This window comes from Patescibacteria group bacterium (genome assembly GCA_018900835.1).
In the GTDB taxonomy this organism is placed as follows: domain Bacteria; phylum Patescibacteriota; class Minisyncoccia; order Minisyncoccales; family PEYH01; genus PEYH01.
In genome coordinates, this window is sequence record JAHIFQ010000005.1 from 23,935 (window position 1) to 49,208 (window position 25,274).

Sequence of the window (25,274 nt, forward strand, 5' to 3'; positions counted from 1 at the left end):
GTTTAGATTATGTTAATATATAGGCCGAAGCAGGCCCTTTGCCAACTTGCTTAATAATTTTTAATGTCTTGAGACGCTGGAGATGAGCTTGCGCGGTTCTCTTAGGACACTCAAGAATATCCACCACATCACTCGCAGTTATTTTACCCATTTGGTCTATAAATTCCAAAATTTTCATTTGATTTTTATTAATATAAATTTGAGCATGGAGTTTATCATCAATTTTCTTTAGCGATAGAGATGCCACTTTTATTTTCACATTGTCAATTTCTTCCTTGAATCCTCTCACAAAATACTCAAGCCATGGCGTGATATCTGTTTTTCGTTTTTCGTAATTTTCACCGATATTAATCGCCTGATAGTATGCAGGGCGATCTTCGTTATAGTAATCCTCCAGCGCGAAGAGTCGTCTAAAATCGAAACCACGCTGATAAAGAACGAATGTTGCCAATGCCCGAGCGGTCCGACCGTTTCCGTCAATAAATGGGTGAATAGCTGCTATTTCTTGATGAACAATCCCCGCTGCTATCACGGGATGAATATCCTGTTCTTCGCTCTTTCGCACCCATTCTACGAGTTCTGCCATAAGCTTCGGGACGCTCTTTGACTCAGGGCCTGTATACACTATTTCTTTTGGCATGCCAAACCGTTGCCTAACAACATATATCGGTCCCTCACGATATTTGCCACACTGCTCTTCTGCCAGAGTCTTGTCAGTAACGAGTTTATGGATTCTTAATATTATTTTTTCAGTAATTGGCTGTTTTTTCCGAACCACTTGTTCAATATATCGTATGGCATTAAGATAATTTTGCGCCTCATAAATATCGCGGTCTGGAGCATCAACCTTTTTATGAGCATACACCGCCTCTACCTGATGAAGATTTAGTTGATTGCCCTCTATGCCTGTGGAGCTGTGAGTCATGCGAATTAACGCCTGTCGGCGAAGTTGTAGTTCCTGTTTTGGCAAAATTTTCGCACGCTCAATGACCGCTTTAGCCGTAGCAATAGCAGTGAGCATGGCAACGATTTTATCAGTAAGCTTATATTTAGGATTGAACATATATCCCTATATTACCATTGATAAAATAATCGCGCAAGTATCGCGCAAAAAATCGCGCAAAGTATTACGAGGTATTACTAGTCCTGCTTGCCCGGCCTCATAATTTTTATTATTTCCCGCAGCACTTCTTATATTTATATACCTTTCCAGTCGCCGGATCAATCTCTCCGCAGGGGCAAGGGTCGTTTCTTCCTGCTTTATCGCCCGAGTTGGCTAGAACAGAATTATTATTAGCTAAATTTTGTTGCTGTGTCTGTTGCGTTTGCTGCGCCTGCTGTGTCAAAGAAATGTTGAGCACTCCTTTTATTATATTCGTCTCAATCAGATTAAATAATTGCTTGAACATTTTGTAGCCCTCGTTCTTATACTCAACCAATGGGTCAAGCTGGCCATATGCGCGCAATCTAACCTTATCTCTTAAATAATCCATTTCTGTAAGATGCTCAATCCAGAAAGCGTCAAACATCCGCAAACAGACAAACCGCAACGCTCTTGAAAATTCGCTTCCAAGCTCTGTTTCTTTTTTCAAAAAATCATCTTTCGGCTCACCCTGTTTTTCAAAAATTGCAGAAACATTTGCCTTCAATTTTTCATCTGTGGCATCCACTATCTCATTTCTCTTTTTATAAAAAGAAGTTCTATGGACATTCATAACATCATCATATTCCAAGAGATGTTTTCTGGCATCAAAATTCATCCCCTCAATTTTTGCCTGCGCGCTTTCCACTGCCTGACTAATTAATTTTGATTGAATTGGCTGACCCTCGGGTACGCGCAATCTTTCCATTAGTCCTTTGATTCTATCTCCGCCAAAAATCCTCAACAAATCATCTTCTGCTGACAGGAAAAATTGGCTCACCCCCGGGTCTCCCTGTCTGCCAGACCTTCCCCTTAATTGATTATCTATTCTTCTAGCTTCGTGTCTTTCAGTTCCTAAAACTAAAAGCCCGCCGAGTTTCTTGATTTCCTCTGCCCCCTGAACATCAGGCGGATTGCCTCCAAGAACTATATCTACTCCCCTGCCTGCCATATTCGTAGCCACTGTTACTGCGCCTTTCCTTCCTGCTTGAGCAATAATTTCTCCTTCTCTTTGGTGATGTTTAGCATTTAAAATCTCATGGGCAACTCCTTTTGTTTCCAGAATCCTACCCAGCATCTCATTTTTTTCAATTGACCTTGTGCCTATCAAGACCGGTTGCCCTTTCTGGTGGCATTCTTTTATTTTCTCGGCAATAGCTAAAAATTTTTCTTTCTCTGTTTTGTAAATTACATCTGCCAAATCCTGTCTTACCATTGGATTATTCGTAGGAATAGCTACGACATCCAGTTTATAAACCTTTTCAAACTCTTCGGCTGAAGTGATGGCAGTGCCTGTCATACCAGCGAGTTTTTTATACATTCTAAAATAATTTTGAAGCGAGATGCTTGCCAAAGTCAGGGATTCTGATTGAACTGAAAGTCCTTCTTTCGCCTCCACAGCTTGATGCAACCCACCCGACCATCTTCTCCCCGGCATCATCCGTCCGGTAAACTCATCTACAATAATTATCCCACCATCTTTCACCACATAATCCTTGTCTTTTTTAAACACAACTTCCGCGCGCAAGGCCTGTTCAAGGTGATGCAGATATTTCGTGCCTTTTTCTTCATAAATATTTCCTATACCAAGAATTTTTTCAATTTTTGTAACACCAACATCTGTAAGGGTCGCTGCTTTTTCTTTTTCATGAATCTCATAATCCTCATTTTCTTTCAAACGAGGGATAATTCTTGAAAACCCCTCGTAAAGCTTTGAACTCTCAACATCTGGCGCAGAAATTATTAAAGGAGTCCTTGCTTCGTCTATTAACACTGAATCAACTTCATCAATGATTGCAAAATTCTGACCTCTCTGCGCTCTTTGTTCTGGAACTTGCGCCATGCTGTCCCTCAAGTAATCAAATCCAAATTCATGATTAGTTCCATATACTATATCTGCCTGATACGCTTCTTTCCGCGAAACAGGTCTTAGATAGCTTTCAACCACTTTAAATCCGCCAACCACATCCCTCTCCTCGTCTCTATCTTGGTCTTCTTCGTTTTTGGATTTTGGGTCTTGAGTTTCGTATTCCGGGTCGTAAATCAATGCTGAATCATGAACCAGACACGCTGTGGACAACCCAAGCGCATAATAAATCTGCCCCATCCAAACTGCATCTCTCTTTGCCAAATAATCATTAACAGTAACTATGTGAACGCCTTTTCCACTTAATGCGTTTAAAACAGCTGGTAATGTGGAGGCAAGCGTCTTGCCTTCTCCTGTTTTCATTTCAGCAATACCTCCTTGGTGCAAAACAATACCCCCCATCAATTGAACATCAAAATGCCTTTGTTTTAAAACTCTCTTAGCTGTTTCCCGTACTAATGCAAAGGCCTCTGGCAAAGTATCATCCAATGAATTATTTTTTTGAATTCTTTCCTTAAATTCGCTTGATTTATTTTTCAATTCTTCATCTGAAAATCGCTTGAACTCTGATTCAAGATTGTTAATCTTCTCTACTAATGGCCTAAGTCGTTTTAAATATTTTTCATTGTCATCGCCAAAAATGGCTTTGAGAATTGACATGGTGTATGATTCTAATCTAACACGATGATTCGGAAAAAGAAAGAAGGCCCCTCTGCTATAAATAGCAAGAGAGGCCTCACAAATCGCATCATCCGATGGCTCCGACGCTCACCTGGTTCCATCCTCGCGCGCCTTCGTTGTCAAAGACCTCGAGAATCAGTTGATAAGTGTCTCCTGCCAGCACCCTCACCCAAATGATTGAGTTGTTGCCAAGGTCGTGGTCTGACCATTGCCAGTGGTAATTCAGTACTAACCCGTCCTGGTCATACGATTCAGAAGCGTCCAGCTTCCAATATTCGTATGTAGGCACAGGCACAATCCCTTTTGCCTCAAATGCCTTTGGAACAAACCCTTCACGCAAAGGATGTACCAATTGTCCACCAGGCGGCAGCTCTTGGCTGATTCTTGCCAATGCCACTGGGCGGTGGTTGACCGACAACAGGACAGTTGAGGGATTGCTCCTTAGCCCGTTTGCGTTTCTAACAACCAGGGTTAGGAAATAATTCCCGCCTTGGCTGTAAGTGTGCGAAGCAGTCGGCACCACTGACGGAGGAACCATTGGCGTTCCATCTCCGAAATTCCATTCAAAGCTCGTGATAGCTGTTCCGCTTGGACTATATGAAGAGGCAGCGCTGACCAGAACTGCTTGCCCGGGTTGGGCACGACTCGGAGCAGAAATTACTGCCACTGGATTTTGGTCAATGATGATAGGGATAAGAGAACACCCTATCACGACCAAAGCCAATCCGATAAACACCAACAGAACAAAACTCTTTTTAAACATCTCTATCCCTCCTTGGGATTTGATGCGATTACTGTTTATATAATAACATAAGCTATTAAAATAGTCAAATAAAACCCTTGTAAAAGGGTTTGTCATTATTGATTTTTAAGCATCTGCGGTTCTGCTTGCCACAGAAAAAATAATGATAAAAAATTATTTTTTTCCGCTCTGCAGGGACTCAAACATTTGTTTTAATTCCGCCATTTTCAATTCCCTGCCAGCCACAAGATTACGCCACATTTCTAAATCCCTTGTTCTTTCTTGCAAAACAATCTTGCTCCGCGCTATTTCTTCTACCCTTTCTATTAATGATTTCTTGCTTTCAATAATAGCCCTGGTCCTCTGCTTTACCATTTTTCCTAAAACCTCTTTTCTGCGCTCTTCAGCTAAAGAATGAACGATTAGCAATACACCTATAAGAGCATAAGCTACAAGAATCAATATATTGGTTATCCTCACAGCAATATCTGCGGATAACAAAACTTTGGCAATGGATATTGAAATAATAGATGCCACCAGAATATTAATTAATACAACCCTTGTTTTAAAAAAATTCTTTTTGAAAATATTTTTCATCATAATTATCATAAAAAGAAACTCTTATGATTGATTCTATCATTTTAAAAAACAATAGACAAAAAAATCACTTCTATACCGTAGGCAAAGAGGTGATTTTTTTGTATTGATTTAATTAAACGCTCTCTAAATCCCTTTCTTAAATTTTCTACTCTGCAAGACCTCTGTTGTGCGCAATCTTTCTTTAAGTTTTCTTGCCCATCCTCTGGCCCGATCCACGCGTTTGCCTTTATACTTTTTGATTTCTCTCTGGATTTCTTCTTTGGCAATATTAATAGCTGTTCTTAAATCGCTGTCTCGAACTACTGCTCTCAATGATTTCTTTGGTAACGATAATTGCACTTCAGCGCGAAAAACATCACCCTTAAGGTGATGTTTTGAAATCTTTCCAATTTCAACAAATGCCTCTATCTTTTCCCTTTCTCCAGCAGAAAATTCATCTGGTCCAAAAACTCCCAAAATCCTTTCCAGTTCTCCTATTCTATCATTGACCCAAATAGTAAGAGCTTCATCTATTTCAATATTTGTGGTTTTTATATTCACTTTCATTTATTTCTACCTGTCTATCCTTATAATAATATCTAATTAAATCTTAAGAGAATTTATCTCTTCTTCTTTTTCTTCGCTACCTTCTTCTTTGCTACCTTCTTTGCTACCTTCTTTTTGGCGGCCTTTTTCTTTTTAACCATAGTAGTTTTAAGCTTTTAATTATTCAGCGAGCATTAGATCGGCCTCCTTTAATATATTTTCTTTCTTTTAAAACAATGTGTCAATGTGGAAAACTTTAAATAACAGAAATCTCTTCTTCTAAATCAATTTGGAATTTATTTTTGATTTCTTTTTTGACTAACCCTATCAATTTTAAAACATTTTTTGCCGTAGCCCCACCTAAATTAATAATAAAATTGCAATGTTTTTCAGATATCTGCGCCTTACCGATTATTTTACCCTTAAGCCCGGCTTGCTCTATTAGGAATCCAGCTGGGACAAATCCATTTTTCGCAATTTTTGGATAATTTTTTATTATATCCTCTCTCAATTTTGGATTTTTAAAAATTGACCCTGCTGAAGGATAATTCAATGGATGGCGCTCTAATCGATAATTTTCGTATTTATCAATCTTTTCCTTAATATTTTCCTTATCCCCTTTTTGCAACTCAAACTCACAAGAAAGAATAATTAAATTTTTATTTTCTTTAAAAATACTTGAGCGATAATCAAAATGGCATTCTCTATTATTACACTGCCTGATTTCATCTTTAACAACATCAAAATATTCAACCCCTTTTAATACATCCAAAATTTGCCCTCCAAAAGCGCCAGCATTTCCCCTCACCGCTCCTCCGACAGTACCATAAATACCTGCTGCCCATTCTAACCCAGATAATCCTGCCTCTTCTGTTAATCTTACCAAATACGACAACATAACTCCTGCCTCGGCATAAATAATATTATTTTGGATTTTGGATTTCCCGCCTGCAACGCTTTGCCCGCCAGAAACGCTGTATCTACTGTGGGCTGGCGTAGCAATACGAGCAGGTGGATTTTGGATTTTCACAATCAGTCCATCAAATCCATTATCAGAAAATAAAATATTGCTTCCGCCTCCTAAAATAAAAAATGGCAACCCACATTTTTGAGCTGCTTTCACTGCTTTTAAAATATTATCCTTGGTTTGAGCTACAAAAAAATATTTCGCGTTTCCACCTATTTTGAAAGTAGTATGTTGCGCCAAAGAAATATTTTCTTGCACTTCTGGCAATAATTCTTTAATCTCCATCAACTTAAATTTTTAATTTTGGCTTTTTCGAAAATTGGGAATTGAAAATTGCAAGACCCTTATGGGTCTCCGCCGGTTAACTCCAAAAAATCTTTTAAAGAGTGTTGCCGTTCAAAAAGACCCTTATGGGTCTCCGCCGGTTAACTCCAAAAAATCTTTTGGTGAGTGCAGCACGGAGACCCAAATTTAGTATAACAAAGAAGGCCAAAAAAAGCAAAAGACCCCTAGTTTCCAAGGGGCCTTCCGCCGATTTATTTGGAGTCCCAAATTGCTTTGGAACACTCACTGGGGTCATATTAGCAAACAGACCCAATTTTGTCAAGAGTTTTTAGCATTGTATCAAAAGGGATTAAAGGTGTCATGAATTTTTTGGGGGAAAGAGGAAAATGTAGCTATGTGGCTAGCGATGAGCGGGGAATTTGGCTGTGGATAAACTATTGCCTAATTTGCGCTCTCGTGATATATTTAAATTGTAGCGAAAGCTACCTTGTCCGTCGGAGACGGATCCGATATCCAAACCTCGCCCCTTTTGGGGCGAGGTTTATTTTATAGAAGCAATAAATGATTTGATTTGCTGAGAATTTATGAGCAAATCTGCATTTTCCTTTAGGGTATGAAATAATTTCCCTGGTGCGATAATAATAATTTTCTTGCCACACTTCTTCAGATATTTAACCAAGTGGGCGAAATCACTATCGCCTGAAAGCAAACAAAAAGTATCGTATTTTCCTAAAAGGCGAATTGAATCAACACTGATTTCCACATCAAAATTGCTCTTAGGAATCTCTATAAATTTTCCATGAATATCCTCTCGGATTAATCGCGTCTTAATATTTGACAATTCTTCGTCGTTTAAATAATGCCTTATAAACTGAATAGGTTTCGTTATTTTTACGAATCCGTTCTTCTCTGCCTTGATGACAATGTGCCAAGAACTTTTTAGTCTTCTGTGCCAACCATAATAAAAGCGTTTTTGTTCTGAAAAAGAACTCAAAAAATCAGCTAACTTTATTATATCTATTATCAATTTCTGATTTCCCGCCAACGCCTTATCATTCCAATCCCTTCTATCTTTTTCATACCAATAGTTTGCATTGCCGAAATCAACAAATGCAAAAATCTTACCAAATTTTTCCTCGTTGATTCCTATTTTGTGCAGTTTCAATTCCTCTAAATTCATATTATGTATCAGCTATGAATACCGTCTTGTGTTAATTATCCAAAGCCTGCCTCACAGATGACTCTAATTCAGGGTAATATTTTAAAAGTTCGTCTCCTTTTTGGCGCGCTTTCTCAATGTCCCCAATTTTCTTGTAAAAAACTATTGCCATCTGATAAGAGCGGAGAACTCTCGGGTCCAGAGAAATAGCTTTTTCGAGCAATTCAGATGCTTCATCATTTTTATTAAGCATTGACTTTGTTGTTGCCATTTCCCAATATCCTTCCTGCTTGGTTGGCGAGAGCCGGAGCGCATCTTCTAAAACTTCTTCTGTCCGCTTCAAAACAATTTCATCTTTTTCCTTCTGAAGTTCTGAATATGCGTTATATGTTCTGGCAAGAGTTATCCGTTCATAATAATCAAAAGGGGAATTCTGGACAGATTCTTCTAGCGCTTCGGTAACAATTTCAAAATCCCTTGTTTCCACCAATCTTGCCTCTATTAAATTGAAAATATGAAGTCCCAAATGTTCTCTTATTTGATACTGGCCCATTGGTGAAGAATGTAGCGCCTTCTCGTAAAGCGGTTCTCTTGCTTCAAAAATAGAACTCTTCATCACTCTGATTGTTGCTGTGCCAGCTATCGCTGGCTTTATCACAAATGATGATAAGGAAAAAAAGAATAAAAGCGCAATCAAGGGCAAAAATATTATTCTGCCTTTCTTGCGTCCTGCTAAAATCACTTCCTGCGCTGGCTCATCGCAGGAAACAACGCTTATAAAACTAAACGATATGAATAACATTAAAAAGCTGGCAGGCATATCAAAAACAGTGAGGTTTTGCGTAAAATGGGCTACCAAGATAACAGACGGTACAGCAGCAGTGATGAAATCTAGCTTCTTCCTTTTATAGCCCCTCCGCAAAATCCAAAAACTTGTTCCAAACATAGACAAATATCCGAATAACCCCAAAGCGCCTCCATCCACTAAATTATCAAAAATAATATTGTGAGCTCTGTCAAAACGAGTATCTGCCCCATAAATTTCCGGGATATAGAATCCAGGGTCAAAATGTTTATGGAAAACAAAGGAAAAATTTCCAGAGCCCCAACCCAAAATAGGTCTTTCAGAAAATCCTTGCCAAGCATTTGACCAGATAACCTGACGCGACTTGTTGGCTCTCTCGGAAAGCCATTGCTGGACTGGGCTGTTGCTCCACAGAAGCATAGTGAGCCCAGACAAATAAATTACCAACCCCAGAATCAAACATATTTTTGCGATTAAGCGAATATTATTTTTCTTGTGCTCCAAGGCCAAATACAATAATAACAACAATCCTGCTCCTCCGAAAAAAGCCAATATAGCTGCCCTGCCAGTGCTAAACAACAATGTAATAAGCATAAAAACAAATCCTGTTGTTGCTATTGTTAAACAAATCTTTCTTGATTCTTTGATAAAGAAAAATTGGAATATCTTTCTTTTCTTTAATTCAAAAAATAAATAGATGGCAAAGAAAAGATTAAAAAGAAGATAAGTTGCTAAAAAAGAACTGTTGCCAACAGTAGACCCGTTATAGGCGACTGATAGGCCTTGCATTCCCGCCTTATTCAGCCAAAACAAGAGACAAACGAACATTGAAACTAATATTGAAAAACTAAAAATCCGCAACCAATCATCTTTTTTAAATATTATTCTGGAAACAATAAAAAAACCAAAAAGATGAAGCCACATTAAAAGACCTGACATCCGCTCAAACTTAGACCAGAAACTGCGTAAAGGGTCAGCCCCGAAAATAGTGGATAATATCATAACCAACACAAAAAAACCAATTGCAAAAGAAAGGGCATTGTGCTTTGCGCGGTATTTTGGAGAGTAAATTATAAGAAAAATTCCAGTGGCAAAAAATATTTCTATCAATGCCATTAGATACAGTCCTTTAGGCCCGACAAAAGGAAAAAGAAAATCCCCGCTTACTATAAGGGGTATTAGAAGCATTAAATAGGCAGAGGAATAAAGAATAAAAAGACATATTTTCTCTAAACCCCCTACAGCGCCTTTGGGCTGCTTTTTAATAAACTCCTCGGTCTGTTCAGACCTTCTTTCTTTTTTTTCTCTTGATTTTTTACCCATAATATAAATTTTGAGCGAAAAGCATTGAAATCAAAGAGAGTTTGGTTTAGGATGAATCAAATGCTCAATCTTACGATTTTCAGAAAAATTTTGCTCTTTTTGGGAGACCTCTCTCTATTTTATGTTTCGTTGATTATAACTCTTTTTATCCGCTTTGGTCAAAACCTTACGCCCAAAACATTCTCTACGCACTTGGTCGCATTTTCTCCATTGTTTCTCGTCTGGATATGTGTTTTCCTTTTTTTCGAGCTCTACGAACTTAATATTGCGAATCTTAATACTTCTTTTATTGCCCGACTAAGTTTCGGTCTTATAGTGTGCCTGATGGCAGGCGTAATATTCTTTTACTTGTTCCCTATATTCGGGCTCACACCGAAAACCAATCTTCTAATACTAACAGTAATACTTTGGGTCTTTATAATCCTATGGCGAAAATTAGCGCTTTATCTTTACTCTTCGTATTTTCAAAATCGCATTGCAATAATCGGCATCACCAATGAATCAGAAAAACTTGCCCAAATATTAATGAGAAATCCACAACTCGGATACAAAATGATGGAATTAATCCCGACTGGCGACATAATTGAATTGCCTCAAAAAATAAAAGAATCCAGAATAAATACTATTATCCTTGCCGAAGACATATCGGGAAACCAAATGCTTGAAAGGATTCTCTATCAATATCTATCTTTGAAGGTCAACCTCCTTGATTTAGCGCAGGCGTATGAAATTATCCTCAAAAAAATTCCTATCGGATTCATAAATCAGTCCTGGTTTTTAGAAAATCTTCAAGAAGGCCAAAAACGATTTTATGACAAGATTAAAAGAATGCTTGATGTTTTAATGGCCTTATTTTTCTTGATATTATCAATTCCTTTTTGGCTTATTGCTCCTATTATTATAAAGATAACCAGCAAAGGACCTGTTCTTTATTTTCAAAAACGATTGGGGAAAAATTTAAATAAAATACGGGTTATTAAGTTCAGAACAATGGAAAAGAACGCCGACCAATTTGGCGATGATTGGAGCCAGGGCAAAGAAGATTCAAGGATAACAAAGGCAGGAAGAATATTAAGATATTTCCACATTGATGAGATTCCTCAGATTTTCAATATTCTTTCCGGAAAGATGTCTTTTGTCGGGCCAAGACCGGAAAGCTTGAAAAACATTGCTTTTCTGGAAAAAGAAATTCCTTATTATCATTTGAGACACTTGGTAAAGCCAGGAATTACGGGCTGGGCTCAAATGAATTCCGGACATCTTAATACATCGGGCGAAATAGGAAGTTTGAGTGAAAAAATCCGTTATGATTTTGAAAAAGTAGAATACGATTTTTATTACATAAAAAACAGGTCTTTTGTTCTTGACCTGAATATCTTTTTTAAAAGCTTGGGGTTATTTTTTAAGCAAGGGCAATAATCAGCCGAGGATTTCTTCGTAACGAATGGCTACATTAGTAATATCAAATTTTCTTCCCATGGTTTCAAGCCATTTTTTTGTCCTTGTTCGCGCGTTCTGACAAAAATCAAAATCTGTGACTAATTGCTTTAATATTACTGCCAACTTTCCGCTGTTGCTTGGCTCAAATAAAAATCCATTATTATTATGCTCAATAAATTCCCGAATAGCGGGAAGGTCGGAAGCAACCACTATTTTTTCGGCAAACAGTCCCTCAAGCGCCACTAATCCAAAACCCTCGCTAAGAGACGGCACTACCAAGACATCAATTAATTTCAGCTTCGCAGACACATCTTCTGTCATCCCCGTGAATTGAATGTTCTCAAGATTGTTCTCTTCCACAAATTTCTGTAATTTTTCTCTAAGCTCTCCGTCCCCAACAACTAATGCTTTCGGCCTAATCGCCTCTCTGTTTAATGTCTTCATTGCTTCTAAAAAATAAATGTGTCCTTTGACTGGCTCTAATCTGCCAATAATCCCAAAAACTATATTGTCCTGCCCTAATTCTTTGACTCCCCTGCTTATATCAGACATATTAACGCCATTATGAATCACTGAAATCTTTTTTTCAGGAACGCCAAAAAAAGAAATCAAGAAGTCCTTAGTAGTATTTGAATTAGCAATTATTTTGGTTGCTAAATTAATTGCAAAAATCTTTTTTATAATTCTTACAAAAAAATTTAATCGCTTAACATCGTGCTGGATAATGATTCGTTTTTTTACGCCAACCAGCCAAGAGCTGAAAATACCCAAGATATCTGATTGATAAAGGGATGTAACCACTATGTCTGGCTTGTTTTTCTTCAAAAAAACAACTAATCTGAAAGCAGTGCCAAATACGGAAAATATTTTTGCAAAAATATTGGAAAGACATCCCCTCGACCCAGCAAAATAAATAGGCAATCCCAATGTCTGAAAATCTTTTTCTAAAACACCGCTCCCCCAAGTGCTTACTATGGAAATCTCAAACTTATCTTTATCAAGGTTTTTAATAAGGCCATAAAGGAACTTCTCTGTTCCTCCGATTAAAAAATTATTCATTATAAATACTATTTTTTCCATGGATAAAAATTTTAAAAAAATTCTTGTTGTCTCGTCCTACGCCCCTCCAGCCATCGGCGGACCTCAAAATCTTTATAATCTTCTTCGGGATTTTCCGAAGGATTGTTATTTTATCCTAACAAGCTTCTATAATATTGACAATCTCTCTGCTCAAAAAGGCACTTGGCTTAATGGTGAGTATATTTTTTATGATAAACCAAGCGCCAACAAAGAAGACAGAATAAGTGCTCAAGAAGAAAAAACAATTACTAAAAAAAGTTCTTTATTGAATAAGTTAAAGCATTTAGCCAGAAGGAATTGGCTTGTGAGAAATCTAATAGGTGTGCCAATAATCATCACTCAAATCTTCTGGATAGTAAGGCAAGGCAAAAAATCTATTGAAGAAAAAAAACCAGATGTTTTGCTGGGCTTCTCCGACTATGGGCCAGCAATGATAGGAACTTATCTTTTGCATAAAATCAGCAAAATACCTTTTAAATTATTCCTTTTTGATTTATACAAAGGAAATTTTTATCCTTTTCCCGGCGGTATTTTATCAAAAATATTTGAGCCAAAATTATTCAAGCAATCAGAGCAAATTATTGTCACCAACCAAGGCACTAAGGACTTTTACATTAAACGCTATGGCGAGAATATCAGGGAAAAGATAAAAATAATACATAATTCAGCTTTTCCAGAGCCATATATTGCTTCGCAACAAAAATATCAACCCACTCCACCGTTTTCAATTCTTTTTACTGGACGAATTTACTGGCCACAAATAAATGCCATTAAAAACCTTGCCCAAGCAGTAGAAGAAATTAATGATTTAGATTTAAAATTAGATATTTACTGCCCTAATCCCAGAGAATATTTGGACGGAATCGGAATTAAAGAAAGCGAGAAAATAAAAATCTCTGTGGCGCCTCCCCAAGATATGCCAAGAATCCAGAGCCAGGCAGACATATTATTTCTCCCGCTTTCGTGGGGAACAAAAAGCAATGATATCATAAATACTGCTACACCCGGTAAGTTTACGGATTATTTGGTGGCTGGGAAACCAATGTTAATCCATGCTCCTGCCAGTGCTTATCTTGTAAAATATGCCAAAGAAAATAATTGCGCTATGGTGGTTGATAAAAACGAAATTGAAGAACTGAAAAAGGGAATTAGGGCATTGATTAAAAACCCTGACTTGGCAAGCCAGTTAATCCAAAATGCTAGAAAAATATTTTTTGCCAACCACGACGCAAACAAAAACGCGGAATTATTCCGCGCCCTATTTGTAAAAGATTAATTCTTACAAATCACTAATTACTTTTTCCCATTTTATTATCATTTCTTCTCGAGACAATCCCCTCTTAAATGCCTCTTTGCGAGGATTTTTATTTTCTGGATGCCAATCTGCAAAAATGCCTACATTACTTACATCTATCGGCACATTGCAAAACATCGCCTCAATCGGCGTTAGCCACAAGCTCTCTACCCTACTTCTGCCAATATAAACATCAGCGCAGTTATAAAGTTCTGACAAAGATTGTTGAGAAACTCTATTAAATACTTTTATGTTTTTAAATGGCATCTCTCGGACTTTCTCGTCCTTGAAAACTAAAATATAAAAATCATCTTTATCGCTTTTAATTTCCTTTTTAAGAATATCCCATCCTTTTACAGAATGAGCACTGCCAACATATATTTTTACAAGACCATTCAGAGGAATTCCATATTTTTTTCTCAAAAACATTTTCTCCATTGGCTTAAAAAGATTTGAATCAACACCTATTGGAATGATATCTGCTTTAACGCCATACCAATCAGCGATATTTTGAGAAACCGCGACTATTAAATCAGCGTCTGATAATGCTGACTCTTGTTTTATGATATTCTGGGAATAAAAATCATTCCCCAATTTTATTACTTTTGAAGCAATCCTGCGAAGTTTTCCGGGCAAGACCTTTTTCATAGCTAAAAAATTGTCTTGTAAAATGACAATTTTTTTAATATTTTCAGGAATTCTTATGTCCCCAAATATAGAATTAAATATCAAGATATCGGGCGAATATTGTTTGATATAATTCTCTATATCTCCATCTCTAAAATCCTTCAATGCAATTGCCTTACAATTCAATAAATTTTTCGCCAAAACAGACCAAAGCGTTTCTTCCCCACTTACAGTTCCATAAATATTTTCATTTAAAATCAAAATTTTCATTTTATAACCTCTAAAACTAATGTCATTTCTCTGCAGGTGCTTAGCTCTCGAAACGAGCGAGAAATTTCCTTATATTTGCCTACAAAATAATATGGCTTATTCCAATAAATCGGCTCAATCAAAGTTCTAAAAGTATGCTCATTAAAAAATCTGACATGGGTCATATCCGAGGCATCCATCAAAGGTACAGCAATTGTTATTTTGGCGCCATTTTTACAAACACGATAAAACTCCCGCAAAACAAAAAGTATGTTGCTAACATGCTCCAAAGTATGCGAACACCTGATTTCGTCAACGCTGTTGTCTTCAAAAGGAAGCCCTTTTTCAATGTCGCAGACAATATCGGGCTTCGTGCTTGGGTCAATATCAATGGTTTTAAAACCCAATAATTGCTCCCCGCCTGCCCCTATATTAAGTTTTATTTGCTCCTGATTTTTCATAATAATTGGATTATAGATTAAAAATATAATCTTTTTAATTACTTTTTTGATTCTATTAGGAATAAATTTTTTGAAAAAAGAAAAGATTTCTTTTCTACCATACCATAAACTCCTAAAAAATTTTACTTGCGGTTTGTAAATTTTGGTTGGAGTTTCACTGGAATAATTGGTATTAAAAGCTCTACTTCTGCCGATATATACACCCAATCCTTCTTCTTTATGCTTTATCAAAAATTCATCTGTAAACGACAAAGATAAAAATTCTTTATCAGACCACTGGGCTCGATGTATCTCGTAAGGATTGTCCCAATCTTTATCCCCTGTCCCAGCTGGGGCATTAGTTTCGGCATCAAGGGGCAAAGAAATAATATAAAATTTAGTATATTTTCTAACTCCTTCTATTGTTGCGACAGCATCTTTTTTTGACATATGTTCCAAAACATCTCCGAGGATAACAACATCATAAACTTGGCATGGTATAAAATTCCTGATATTCTCCTTATAAATCATCCTATATTTACGATAAAGCTTGAAACGATAAATATATGGCTCCCAAATTTCAACACATGACCAATCTATTTTTCTTTTAGCAGAAGAATTTAATAAATCAAAATATGTGCCCATGCCGGGCCCAATGTCCATTATAGATTGAATTTCAGAATGATTTTTTTTAAACCAATCCAAGATTGTAGATTTGCTCGCGGGCGAACTGCTTGGCATTTTATTAAGATTTTATTAATCGTCCATTTCGCCTTCTTGAACATGATAAACAATGCTGTCAAAGGCGGTATAGTGTTCTATGCCCATTGGCTTTAATTTTTCGTAAAATAAAATATGGTCACCAGAGGTTTCTCTGCCATTCGATTCTTTGCGATTACCAATCGGATATCCCCCGCTTTTTATAAATGAATCCTTATAAATAGCGCAAGGCATAAATAATCCACACTTACGAAGCTCTGGCTTACTAATTTCTTTAGCGTATTTTTGGAATTCGTTGTCTTGGTATTCTTTATGGGTTTGTCCAAAATTTTTAGAAATGCCATGTTTCCCGCTCGGCATCTTGCCCGACTCTACTAGACGAGAACAAACTATTCTATCTCTTTTTAAATTCTTTAATAAATTTTCAAGCCAATTTTCTGAAAAAGCCATATCAGAGTTTATGAAAACAATAATATCTCCGGGTGCGTTAAATCCTCCGAAATTCCAAGCCCGATAAACGCGCTTTAAATAATACTCATTTTTGTCCTCATTCTCAAAAATCAAATGAGGTAAATTATTTTCCCGTAAATAATTTTTTACTTTTTCTGTCGCATCATTCGCAATAAAAAGAAACTCCGCGTCTTTTGTATATTTTTGAAAAGATTTCCAAACAAAATCAATATAGCTGATTGATTTATAAACCAAACAAACTATTGAAATTTTAAGTGTAGAAAAGGGGAAAATATCAGAATTTATTTTATTTAATTCGACATTATCTCCATCTTTCAATCTTTCCAAATTGAATCCCGTCTGTCCGCTTTCTTTGTATAATTGATATTTTTTCTCAATCAATTCAGTGCTTGAAAAGCCATAATGAATAACTTTAATATCTGTTTTCTTTATTTTTCTAAGACCATTTGGATTTTGTATATTATGCAATCCGGTTTTATTTTCAAATTCTAATGAACCGTTATTTCTCCATAACCGCACGAACCAACCTTTATTCCAAAATTCATCAACCCTATACTGCTCTACGCTTCTCCATAAATTACATTCTTTAAAAGAAAATCCATCTATGTTCCTTTTTTCTCCTTCTAAACAAAGATTTCTTATCCCGAACAGTTCCCCCTTTCTGTCAAAAACCTCATCAGCGTCAAGCCAAACAATCCAATCAGGATTAAATTTCAGTGCATAAACAAGCATTTTTTGTTTTATGAAAAGCTCGTTTTTAAAATCATTCGGCTCCCTCAAGACATGTTTAGTAAATCTTCTGGCGATATCAGCACTGCCATCTGTTGATTCGCAATCACAAACTACAATGTCATCGCAAAATTTCTGCATATGCTTTAAGACTCTTTCCAGATTTCCGTTGTTCGCTTCATTATAAATTTTTAGAAAACCAATTAACCGAATCTTTTTTGACTCAACTGAAGAATATAATTCTTTTGTTCTTATTGAGCGCTCAAAAATACTCGGTATTTTTTTAAAATTAAACCAAGCCAAAAGAATGTTTTTTTGAAATTTATCTGGTAATTTATAAACTAATTTTTTGAGAATGATTTTAAAAAATTTTATCATTATAGATTGTATGCCTGTTTGACGCGCCAATCATCTCTTATCATCTCAAGATTTCTGGATTTTTTAAAATAATTGTTTTCTATCTTTTCCACCAAATCATCAAAAACCCTTTGGCTCGGACTGCCTCCTTCTGGGTTTAAAATAGTCCTGTCCCAATCAATTTTTAATTCAAATCCCTCTTTTATTTTATTATAAAGCTTGTCTTTGCCCTCTATTCCTTCCAAAATAGTAGCCCCGGCCCAAATTGTTTCCGGCCTTTCAGTTGCGCGCCGAGCAACAACACAAGGCGTTCCAAAAATTAAACCATCTTCTTGCACTGTTCCGCTGTCTGTCACAATCAAACGAGCGGTTCTTTCTAATTTTGAAAAATCAAAAAACCCTAAGGGCTTTGTTTTTATCAAATAATCGCTGTTTAAAACATTTTCCAACCCAAAATTTCTCAAGGCCATCTCTGTTCTCGGCATTATCGGGAAAACTACAGGCAACTTTTTTTCTTCTCCTAATTTTATAATATCTGATATTTTATTCTCCAAAATATTTTTATCAGCAATATTTTCTTCCCTGTGAAGGGTTACGACAATAAACTCCCTCTCCTCTATTTTGAGTTCCTCTAATATCTTGCTTTTGTCAATTTTTGAAGCAAATCCTTCTATCGCATCCACAATAATATTACCAATGACTTTGACTCTGAAGCTCTCAATACCTCTTGTTAGTAATAATTCTTTATACCTTTCCAAATATGAATACATCGCATCAGCCAAGCCATCTATCACTATCCTATTTTTTTCTTCTGGCATCCGCCAGTCAAAACTCCTGCCACCTGCTTCCAAATGAATAATAGGAACTCCACACCGAGCCACTGTGATAGAAGATAGAACTGTATTGGTATCGCCTAAATACATAATTGCGTCTGGTTTTTCTTTTTCTATCAAATCAAATACCTTTTCGTTCAAAAGTGAAACCTGATAAGCGTGATTAGAAATCCCTTTTTCCTTAAGAGTCAAACCAATACCAAAATCAATATCTGGCTTCCGAATCTCAAGCTCTTTCAAAAAATTTCCAAAAAGTTCTGGATCATAATGCTGGCCAGAATGGACCAAAATATGGTCCACATCTGATTTGTCTAGTAAGTCAATTACCTTAAACATCCTGATATAATCAGGACGAATGCCAAGTAGGGTGATGAGTTTAAATTTCTTCATTTATATTTTCCTTCAATTTAATTCTTTTAGCATCTCATCAAAGCACGGAATTTCTAATTGCGAACAAACAGGATGAATAGTGCTTAATGTTCTATCTAATTTGGGTCCGTCATCTGCTTCAATATCACAGCCCAAATTGTATTTTTCTTCAAATTTTACAAGCATATCATATTTGGAAACAGTGTTTGAGAAAATATGAAAAATCCCAGAAACAGGATATCGCTCCCTGTTTTGCATAATCTTATCGCAAACCTTCCCGAATTCTCTTGTAGTGATGCCGTTCCAAAAATGATTAGTAAAGCCCTTCAATTTCTGTGTTTTTTGCTGTAAAAACCATTCCAAAAGCCCAGTAAACCCATGTAGTTCCCTGCCAATAATAGATGTTCTTAATGTGAGACAATTAGTCGGCTCGCCAAGTGCTTTTGAAAACCCATAAATATCATAAGGGGTTTTAGGAGAGCTCTCATCGTAAGGAGCGCCTTCTTGGCCGTTATAAGCACAATCAGTTGTGATATGAATCAACCGACTACCAAATAGATTAGACAGGATAAACGGAAAGGCGGAGTTAATAAAAAAAGTTAAAGCCGGGTCTTTGAGAGAAAAAGGAATAGTGATTCCAATTGCATTGATAACAAAATCAACATCTCCGATTTTTTCCAAAAACGAGTTGAAGTATTCTCCCGGGTCCCCTTTTTTCTCCAAATAATCCTGATAAACAAATTTTAAATCAAACGCTTCTGCTTGATGATTTTCTGTGCCCCCGTATTTCGCTTCCAAAAGCTCTTTTTCCCTTAAATCCCTAAATGTTAAAACTAAATTATATTTTTCTTTCAAAACATCATAAACCGCACTCCCCAACATTCCACTTGCTCCTAATAATAAAACTTTTTTCATATTTCCCAGACCTCTTTTCCCCAATAATCATAAGGGAAACGATAGTCGTCTTTTTTTGCTTCTTCTATGCTAATAGTGGAAAAAAATATCACTTTCGTATTTTCTTCAATTACCCTGACTCCATTGGCATATCCTCCGGGTATATGTAAAACCATTGGTTCTTCAGCAGACAAAACAAAACGAAAAACTTCTTTGTCTTTACTCGGGCTTTGAGTATCATCCATCTCCACAACGCAAACCAATGCCTTGCCAAATGTTACGAGCACATATTTTTCTTCATTTAAGTGGCCATGGAATCCCCTGATAATGTCTCTTGAACTATTTTCAACAATATAAAATCGCTTGACTCCTTTAAAATCAAAATCATTTGCAAAAGAAACGCTTCCTCTTTCATCTTTCGCAATATTCCCTTTTATTATTTGCGGTTTACTTAAATTCTCCATTTTTAAAAAGATTAGTAATGTGTCGTTCGTTGGAGTAGATATCGCTCTGTCCGAATTTCATTCTGCCTGATTTTATCAATGAGGCAATTTCTTTTGCGCCGATTTCAATATCGTGAACAGAAACCAAATTCATAATTCCTGCTTTCTCTGCTTTTTCAGTACTCGCCCGATAATTTCTCATATCCTCAAATTGTTTGCCTGTCCATTCAATCTCGCAACTAGTGAGTCCGCTTATAATCTTTGCCAAGTCTTTAATCTGGATGTTGGTTGTCGCTACATTGTATATTCCATTTATATCTTTATCTAAATTATCAACAACAATCTGGGCAATATCTTTGACATGTATCAATGGCCTCCATTGTTCGCCTCCAAAAACCGTAAGCTTGCCTTCTGTTAATGCGGTTCCAGTCATATAATTCACGACCAAATCCATCCTTAAGCGGGAATGAGTATCAGAAACACCGAACACCGTGCCCAACCGGAATATCAAAGAGTTTTTATTCTGTAAAAATTTCTCTGTAGCCAATTTGGTTTGAGCATAGAGCGAGAGAGGATTTACCAAAGAGTTTTCATCAGCGATTCCATCATGCTGGCCGTAAACTGAGCAAGTTGAAAGAAAAATAATCCTGCCATCATAATTATCAGCAAGCCAACGAGTTGCTTCCTGATTCACTGAAACCGTAAGCTCTGGCTTGACTTGACAAGCAGCATCGCCAACAATCGCTGCCAGCCATATTACATGGCTGAACTCAGGCAATAATTTTTTGAGTTTTTCCGTGTCCCGGACATCGCCATAAATAAAATCAACTGGCTTGAGATATTGATGTTCGTATAAAAGATTATCGTAAACAACAAAAGGAATTTCTTTTCTGGACAGGGCATTAGTGACTCCCCCGCCCACATAACCGGCTCCGCCCACCACTAACACTTTTTTAATTTTGTTTTCCATATTTTGGCGATTTTAAGAGTATTCTGTCTGATAGTCCTTTATATATGAGAAAGGCGGATAAGTAAACCCCTGCGCCGACTAAAATCGCAAAAACCACATGCAGATTATTAATAACCGATAATTTCAAAACAAAATACATAATAATGCCTGCCAAAACCATTCCTAAAAGATTTATTAGTCCATTAAAATCAAGCCAGCGAATATGGATACATCTGTCAACGAAAATAAACATGAGGGCCAGCAACATAATATAGGTTATAAGAGTTGCCAGAGCAGCACCGTATAAATCAAATTTGGGAATGAGAATCAGGTTGAGAAAAATATTCACTATTCCACCGGCAACCGTAATCCAAAAAGCATTTTTCTGAAAATTAAAAACCAGCAATATTGCTCCGAGTGGATAAATTAAAAAAGTGGCGGCCACTATTGCCATCAAAATTTGCAAAGCAAAACTTGCAGGCAAATAACTTTCGCCGTAAAGCCAATTTATAATCTTAGGAGCTAAAACAATCCCACCAATCAAAATCGGAACAGACAAAAAGAACATCGCCTCTATAAACCCTTTATATATTTTTGATAACCTTTCTTTTGACTCTTTATAGGCAACATTAAGAACTGGAACAAAGCTCATTGCCACCATTGCGCCAGGTATTAATGCTGCTCCAACAATCCGATAAGCAGCATTATACCATCCGGTCTGGGCTATATATCCCCAATAACCCATCATCACAGAATCAATCTGGCTATAAATAGTGCTGAAAATCCCGGCTAAGGCCAATGGCCAAGAAAGAATTAAAAACTTTTTCCAGACATTTTTATCAAAAACAAATTTTATCCTCGCGATTATTAAGTGAAAAGACACCAATAATCCAGCCAAGGCCAAAAAGCTGGCAAGAGAATAACCAAGACCCAAATTTTGCGCAGAAGGAAATTTAAAAATAACAAAGAACCCGATAGCTGCGAAAACTATCGCGTACGCTATTTTTACAATGGCCTCATATTCCATTTTTTGACGCGCCCTTAAAAATCCGTAGAAAAGCTCAGCAAAGCTATCAAAAATCATAAAGAAAGCCAATATCCAAATAATACTGCGGATTGCCAAGTCCTGGGTTATAAAAAATGAAGCGACTATTGCCAGCACAAAAGCTATCATCCCTAGGGCTACCTTTAAGGAAACTATTGCTGAAAATTCTTTTCCATTCTCCTTGTTCTGCGATATTTCTCTGGTAACAAGCGGTGATATGCCAAGGTCTGAAAAAATGATAAAAAATGAAATAAAAGCAAGCGCAAATGTAAATTTTCCGTATTCAATCACTCCTAAAATGCGCGCTGCGTAAATAATCAAAAACAGCCGTAAAAATCGGCTGATTGTTTCTGCTATCGTTAGCCAGAAAGTGTTTTTAATGATTGTCTGTTTTATTCCGGTATTTTCAAAAAGAAATTTTTTAACTGGCAAAAACATTTTTGCTTTTCAAATTAGTTGCCTAATAGTTGATTAATCTTATTTCGTGTGCTTATTCCAACATATCCGGTTCCATTTTGAAGTCCAAATGGCAGCAAAATCTCGCTTACATATTTTTCCTGAAAACGAATCACTGCCTGCTTGGTTGCAGAATAAAAATTTCCGGTTATCAGGCCTTCTGGATAAATATTAGTCCCCTGATTTTTCAAAAATTCCTGCAGACATTTTACTTCAATATTATTGGCTATGCCAAAATAAAGATTATTGTCAATCCTACTGCAGTCCGCGGTTTCTCCCTTAATCTTCTGAAGTTCTGCCAAGAGCACAACCAACATCTTTTGAATCTCCAAAATCTTGGCTCTTAATTCCGCAATAGTCATCTGGCTGATTGGCTTGGGTTCTGGTTCCGGCTCTGGCTCTTCGTTATTCCCGCTATTTCCATTTTCAAAAGTGGAGACTGATAATGAAAATCTCCATAACGGTTCATTGTCAGAAAAATCAGAGACCTTTTTTTCAATAACAGGAAGCAAAATCAATGATTGATTATTCTCACCGAAATACGGCAACTCTATAGTCCCCTTATTGTCTTTATCAAGAGTTAAAAAATTGACTGACTGAATTTTATTCGCCCGTTCTATTAAATAAGGGACAATAAATGACTTGCTGGTAAGGCCCCTGAACTCAACTTTTAATCCCTTGTCTCCACCCACAATCTTGTACCAGTTTCCTGACCATTCCTTTATGGTGTAAATTAACGATAAATGACTTTCTTGGGTTGATGGCAAATAAATCAATGAGGGAGCAACTTTAATCGCATTTAAGAAGTCATTATCATAACAATATTCCTTGCCCAAAGCGCAATCATTCGTTGATATCGCTATCAGCCAATCAGTAAAGACCTCGGCAATATTCTTTTTAATATTGTTCTTAGCCAAAGCATAATCCAAAGAAACCAGTCCAACGCTTTGTGAACTTAAAGAATCTCTTAATATATTTATCCCGTAATGCTCAACCAGATACTGACCGAACATGCTGATTACGCCATAATCAGTCACGCTTCCCTTCCATTCTGCCAAAGGATCATTCGGATAATCAATAAAATTGCGCACCCGATTCTGTAAATTAGTAGCAGTGTATTCTGCGTCATAGCCCAAAAGTGTCGAAACATATTCAGCCCTTAGCTCGTTCAACCAAATATCCTCATCTTTCCCTGTTTGCCTGTTCTTTTGGTTAAAAGTTATCAAATGCATAAACTCATGGGCAATATAGCTTTCCGGGTACGAGTGATTAAAAACTTCTGTGTTGAGATAAATCATTTCTCTCTCGTTTGACCCCGGCGCTTGAATAGTTGGATATTCATCAATGGTTCGGAAATAACCAGCTGCTTCATTTTTCATTTGATGAAAAAGAATTGTTATTTTGTAATCACCATCAATCCCGGGCTTCCATTCGCTACCAAAAGCATCTGTCATTTTTGGATAAATTTCTAAATCAAAATGTTTTGCCAAATCAGCCAACTTTGCGTTCAAAGAATCTCTGCTCTCTGTGGGCAAGCCCTCCCACCACTGGTTTTCTATATAGAAATAAGCATTGGTTGAGACATAACGAATAGTAGCGTAAATGGTCTCGCGGTCGTTTTTGTCAAAGTCCTGTTCTAAATAAAATTTATTCTGCGCTCCAGAAGAATAAGCAAAAACAAAAAAAGGCAGGGCAAAAAACAGTACCCCAAAAATAGCAACAATTAATTTTTTATTGCCTTTTTTTATCATCTTTAATTCTTTCATCATACTATAAAAAAACAAAAAAAGAAAATAGCGCTATTTTTCTGTTTTCTTCTGCGCCCTGTGGAAAACTTTCCTCCAAAAATTACCCGCCCCGGGCGGGTTGTGAGAATCCTCAATACTGATATGGCTTCCGCCATTTTACGAAAATTACGAGGCCCGGCCTCGTAATTTCATAAGTGGATGAAATTTGATAAAAAATAATAAAAACAAAATAAGATAAAGACAGGTAAAGACAAAATAAGATAAAGACAGGTAAAAACAAAATAAGATAAAGACAGGTAAAGACAAAACAAAAGCCCCCTGAGTTTATCAAAGGGGGCTTTTGGATTCACAAGGAAAACAAATAAGGTATCATCGGGCAAAATTCTATTTAGCTGCCCGATAACCAAAGGAGTATCCTCCTTTGGAATCCTCAATAACGCCCACCATATATTTAAAAGATTAAGGAAAGCATTATCAATTTAGATTGGATTAATCTATGTTTAGAGGTTCAACCTCTAAACATTCCTAAACATTCCAAACATTCACCTAACAAAGCAGTGTTTAGAGGTTGAACCTCTAAACATTCCTAAACATTCTAAACATTCACCTAACAAAGCAGTGGATTACTTACCTAACAGGGTGTTTAGCTTAGCTCGGGTGGAAGAGCCAACATATCCAGTGCCTTGAGAAAGTCCCACAGGTGTGAGAATCCCTGAAGCATATTTGTTCTGGAAATTGATTACTGCTGCTTTGGTTAGAGAACCAAAGTAGTTGGTTTCTTTTCCCGGAGAGCCAACGCCTGATACAGCTATCTTGGTGTCTGTAGAAGAATTGAGGATTGTCTGGAGATACTTAACATCTATAGATGACATTCCCTGCTTCAGATTGTTTGTAAAGCTGAATGTGGAAGGAATGCCTGTGATAACTCCTGTCTCCCCTTTCAATTCCAGCAAAGCAACTTGAAGTTGCAAGATTGATTGTAATAACTCTGCAATCTTGGCTCTAAGTTGGGTTGCTGTCATTTGGGAGAGGGGA

21 protein-coding genes are annotated in these 25,274 nt (G+C 36.8%); 2 read left to right on the forward strand and 19 right to left on the reverse strand.

Translation table 11 applies throughout. The features are described 5' to 3' along the window. Positions 1-7: 7 nt before the first annotated feature. The 8 genes from KJ562_00925 to KJ562_00960 all read right to left on the reverse strand — a co-directional run bounded on the left by KJ562_00925 (position 8) and on the right by KJ562_00960 (position 10,095). Entirely contained in the window at positions 8-1,063 is a 1,056-nt protein-coding gene (locus KJ562_00925; protein MBU3964283.1) for a Fic family protein, read from the reverse strand. 109 nt (positions 1,064-1,172) lie between these two features. After that, positions 1,173-3,668, reverse strand: a complete 2,496-nt coding sequence (secA, locus tag KJ562_00930; GenBank protein MBU3964284.1) for a preprotein translocase subunit SecA — start codon at positions 3,666-3,668, stop codon at positions 1,173-1,175. Positions 3,669-3,756: 88 nt separating this feature from the next. Beyond that, positions 3,757-4,548, reverse strand: a complete 792-nt coding sequence (locus tag KJ562_00935) for a PKD domain-containing protein (GenBank protein ID MBU3964285.1) — start codon at positions 4,546-4,548, stop codon at positions 3,757-3,759. Positions 4,549-4,605: 57 nt separating this feature from the next. Continuing rightward, on the reverse strand, positions 4,606-5,031 hold the full coding sequence (locus KJ562_00940) for a hypothetical protein (GenBank protein ID MBU3964286.1): 426 nt from the start codon (positions 5,029-5,031) through the stop codon (positions 4,606-4,608). A 123-nt stretch (positions 5,032-5,154) separates the two neighbouring features. Beyond that, the gene (gene raiA, locus KJ562_00945) at positions 5,155-5,577 is read right to left on the reverse strand and encodes a ribosome-associated translation inhibitor RaiA (protein ID MBU3964287.1); all 423 of its coding nucleotides are present in this window, start codon (positions 5,575-5,577) and stop codon (positions 5,155-5,157) included. A gap of 235 nt (positions 5,578-5,812) precedes the next feature. Further along, a complete protein-coding gene (gene murB / locus KJ562_00950; GenBank protein ID MBU3964288.1) occupies positions 5,813-6,808 on the reverse strand; it encodes a UDP-N-acetylmuramate dehydrogenase in 996 nt (331 codons plus the stop codon). Between the two features lie 541 nt (positions 6,809-7,349). Next, a complete protein-coding gene (locus KJ562_00955; GenBank protein MBU3964289.1) occupies positions 7,350-7,988 on the reverse strand; it encodes an NYN domain-containing protein in 639 nt (212 codons plus the stop codon). A gap of 31 nt (positions 7,989-8,019) precedes the next feature. Further along, a complete protein-coding gene (locus tag KJ562_00960) occupies positions 8,020-10,095 on the reverse strand; it encodes an O-antigen ligase family protein (protein ID MBU3964290.1) in 2,076 nt (691 codons plus the stop codon). 24 nt (positions 10,096-10,119) lie between these two features. Here KJ562_00960 and KJ562_00965 point away from each other — a divergent pair, with 24 nt between their 5' ends. Beyond that, positions 10,120-11,514: an exopolysaccharide biosynthesis polyprenyl glycosylphosphotransferase gene (locus tag KJ562_00965; protein ID MBU3964291.1), complete on the forward strand. Its 1,395-nt coding sequence runs from the start codon at positions 10,120-10,122 to the stop codon at positions 11,512-11,514. Here the strand turns inward: KJ562_00965 and KJ562_00970 are convergent, their stop codons facing one another. Continuing rightward, positions 11,515-12,615: a glycosyltransferase family 4 protein gene (locus KJ562_00970; GenBank protein MBU3964292.1), complete on the reverse strand. Its 1,101-nt coding sequence runs from the start codon at positions 12,613-12,615 to the stop codon at positions 11,515-11,517. Between KJ562_00970 and KJ562_00975 the strand changes: the two genes are divergently transcribed. Beyond that, entirely contained in the window at positions 12,614-13,891 is a 1,278-nt protein-coding gene (locus tag KJ562_00975) for a glycosyltransferase (protein ID MBU3964293.1), read from the forward strand. The genes KJ562_00970 and KJ562_00975 overlap by 2 nt on opposite strands. A gap of 3 nt (positions 13,892-13,894) precedes the next feature. Here the strand turns inward: KJ562_00975 and KJ562_00980 are convergent, their stop codons facing one another. The 10 genes from KJ562_00980 to KJ562_01025 form a co-directional block, all read right to left on the reverse strand. Next, positions 13,895-14,806, reverse strand: a complete 912-nt coding sequence (locus tag KJ562_00980; protein ID MBU3964294.1) for a glycosyltransferase family 4 protein — start codon at positions 14,804-14,806, stop codon at positions 13,895-13,897. Further along, the gene (locus tag KJ562_00985) at positions 14,803-15,966 is read right to left on the reverse strand and encodes a methyltransferase domain-containing protein (protein MBU3964295.1); all 1,164 of its coding nucleotides are present in this window, start codon (positions 15,964-15,966) and stop codon (positions 14,803-14,805) included. Before KJ562_00985 ends, KJ562_00980 begins: the two co-directional genes overlap by 4 nt. 15 nt (positions 15,967-15,981) lie before the next feature. Then, positions 15,982-17,523, reverse strand: a complete 1,542-nt coding sequence (locus tag KJ562_00990; GenBank protein MBU3964296.1) for a glycosyltransferase — start codon at positions 17,521-17,523, stop codon at positions 15,982-15,984. Further along, complete coding sequence (wecB, locus tag KJ562_00995; protein MBU3964297.1) at positions 17,523-18,725, reverse strand: UDP-N-acetylglucosamine 2-epimerase (non-hydrolyzing); 1,203 nt, start codon at positions 18,723-18,725, stop codon at positions 17,523-17,525. The genes KJ562_00990 and wecB overlap by 1 nt, the downstream gene beginning before the upstream one ends. A 12-nt stretch (positions 18,726-18,737) precedes the next feature. Next, positions 18,738-19,619 (reverse strand): sugar nucleotide-binding protein, encoded by an 882-nt coding sequence (locus KJ562_01000; GenBank protein MBU3964298.1) that lies wholly within the window; start codon positions 19,617-19,619, stop codon positions 18,738-18,740. Further along, the gene (locus KJ562_01005) at positions 19,616-20,062 is read right to left on the reverse strand and encodes a dTDP-4-dehydrorhamnose 3,5-epimerase family protein (protein ID MBU3964299.1); all 447 of its coding nucleotides are present in this window, start codon (positions 20,060-20,062) and stop codon (positions 19,616-19,618) included. Before KJ562_01005 ends, KJ562_01000 begins: the two co-directional genes overlap by 4 nt. Continuing rightward, positions 20,046-20,999 (reverse strand): SDR family oxidoreductase, encoded by a 954-nt coding sequence (locus KJ562_01010; GenBank protein MBU3964300.1) that lies wholly within the window; start codon positions 20,997-20,999, stop codon positions 20,046-20,048. Before KJ562_01010 ends, KJ562_01005 begins: the two co-directional genes overlap by 17 nt. Beyond that, entirely contained in the window at positions 20,995-22,473 is a 1,479-nt protein-coding gene (locus tag KJ562_01015; protein ID MBU3964301.1) for a flippase, read from the reverse strand. Before KJ562_01015 ends, KJ562_01010 begins: the two co-directional genes overlap by 5 nt. Positions 22,474-22,487: 14 nt before the next feature. Further along, positions 22,488-24,260 carry a hypothetical protein gene (locus tag KJ562_01020; protein ID MBU3964302.1) on the reverse strand — a complete coding sequence of 591 codons (1,773 nt, stop codon included), beginning with the start codon at positions 24,258-24,260 and terminating at the stop codon, positions 22,488-22,490. A gap of 602 nt (positions 24,261-24,862) precedes the next feature. After that, positions 24,863-25,274, reverse strand: a 412-nt coding sequence (locus KJ562_01025; protein MBU3964303.1) for a peptidoglycan-binding protein, incomplete at its 5' end; no start/stop codon positions are given.

Excerpts from the sequence above, each read along its gene's own strand:
- KJ562_00925 (MBU3964283.1), bottom strand. The coding sequence starts at position 1,063 with ATGTTCAATCCTAAATATAAGCTTACTGATAAAATCGTTGCCATGCTC.
- secA (MBU3964284.1), bottom strand. The coding sequence starts at position 3,668 with ATGTCAATTCTCAAAGCCATTTTTGGCGATGACAATGAAAAATATTTA.
- KJ562_00935 (MBU3964285.1), bottom strand. The coding sequence starts at position 4,548 with ATGACAAACCCTTTTACAAGGGTTTTATTTGACTATTTTAATAGCTTA.
- KJ562_00940 (MBU3964286.1), bottom strand. The coding sequence starts at position 5,031 with ATGATGAAAAATATTTTCAAAAAGAATTTTTTTAAAACAAGGGTTGTA.
- raiA (MBU3964287.1), bottom strand. The coding sequence starts at position 5,577 with ATGAAAGTGAATATAAAAACCACAAATATTGAAATAGATGAAGCTCTT.
- murB (MBU3964288.1), bottom strand. The coding sequence starts at position 6,808 with ATGGAGATTAAAGAATTATTGCCAGAAGTGCAAGAAAATATTTCTTTG.
- KJ562_00955 (MBU3964289.1), bottom strand. The coding sequence starts at position 7,988 with ATGAATTTAGAGGAATTGAAACTGCACAAAATAGGAATCAACGAGGAA.
- KJ562_00960 (MBU3964290.1), bottom strand. The coding sequence starts at position 10,095 with ATGGGTAAAAAATCAAGAGAAAAAAAAGAAAGAAGGTCTGAACAGACC.
- KJ562_00975 (MBU3964293.1), top strand. The coding sequence starts at position 12,614 with ATGGATAAAAATTTTAAAAAAATTCTTGTTGTCTCGTCCTACGCCCCT.
- KJ562_00970 (MBU3964292.1), bottom strand. The coding sequence starts at position 12,615 with ATGGAAAAAATAGTATTTATAATGAATAATTTTTTAATCGGAGGAACA.
- KJ562_00980 (MBU3964294.1), bottom strand. The coding sequence starts at position 14,806 with ATGAAAATTTTGATTTTAAATGAAAATATTTATGGAACTGTAAGTGGG.
- KJ562_00985 (MBU3964295.1), bottom strand. The coding sequence starts at position 15,966 with ATGCCAAGCAGTTCGCCCGCGAGCAAATCTACAATCTTGGATTGGTTT.
- KJ562_00990 (MBU3964296.1), bottom strand. The coding sequence starts at position 17,523 with ATGATAAAATTTTTTAAAATCATTCTCAAAAAATTAGTTTATAAATTA.
- wecB (MBU3964297.1), bottom strand. The coding sequence starts at position 18,725 with ATGAAGAAATTTAAACTCATCACCCTACTTGGCATTCGTCCTGATTAT.
- KJ562_01000 (MBU3964298.1), bottom strand. The coding sequence starts at position 19,619 with ATGAAAAAAGTTTTATTATTAGGAGCAAGTGGAATGTTGGGGAGTGCG.
- KJ562_01005 (MBU3964299.1), bottom strand. The coding sequence starts at position 20,062 with ATGGAGAATTTAAGTAAACCGCAAATAATAAAAGGGAATATTGCGAAA.
- KJ562_01015 (MBU3964301.1), bottom strand. The coding sequence starts at position 22,473 with ATGTTTTTGCCAGTTAAAAAATTTCTTTTTGAAAATACCGGAATAAAA.
- KJ562_01020 (MBU3964302.1), bottom strand. The coding sequence starts at position 24,260 with ATGATGAAAGAATTAAAGATGATAAAAAAAGGCAATAAAAAATTAATT.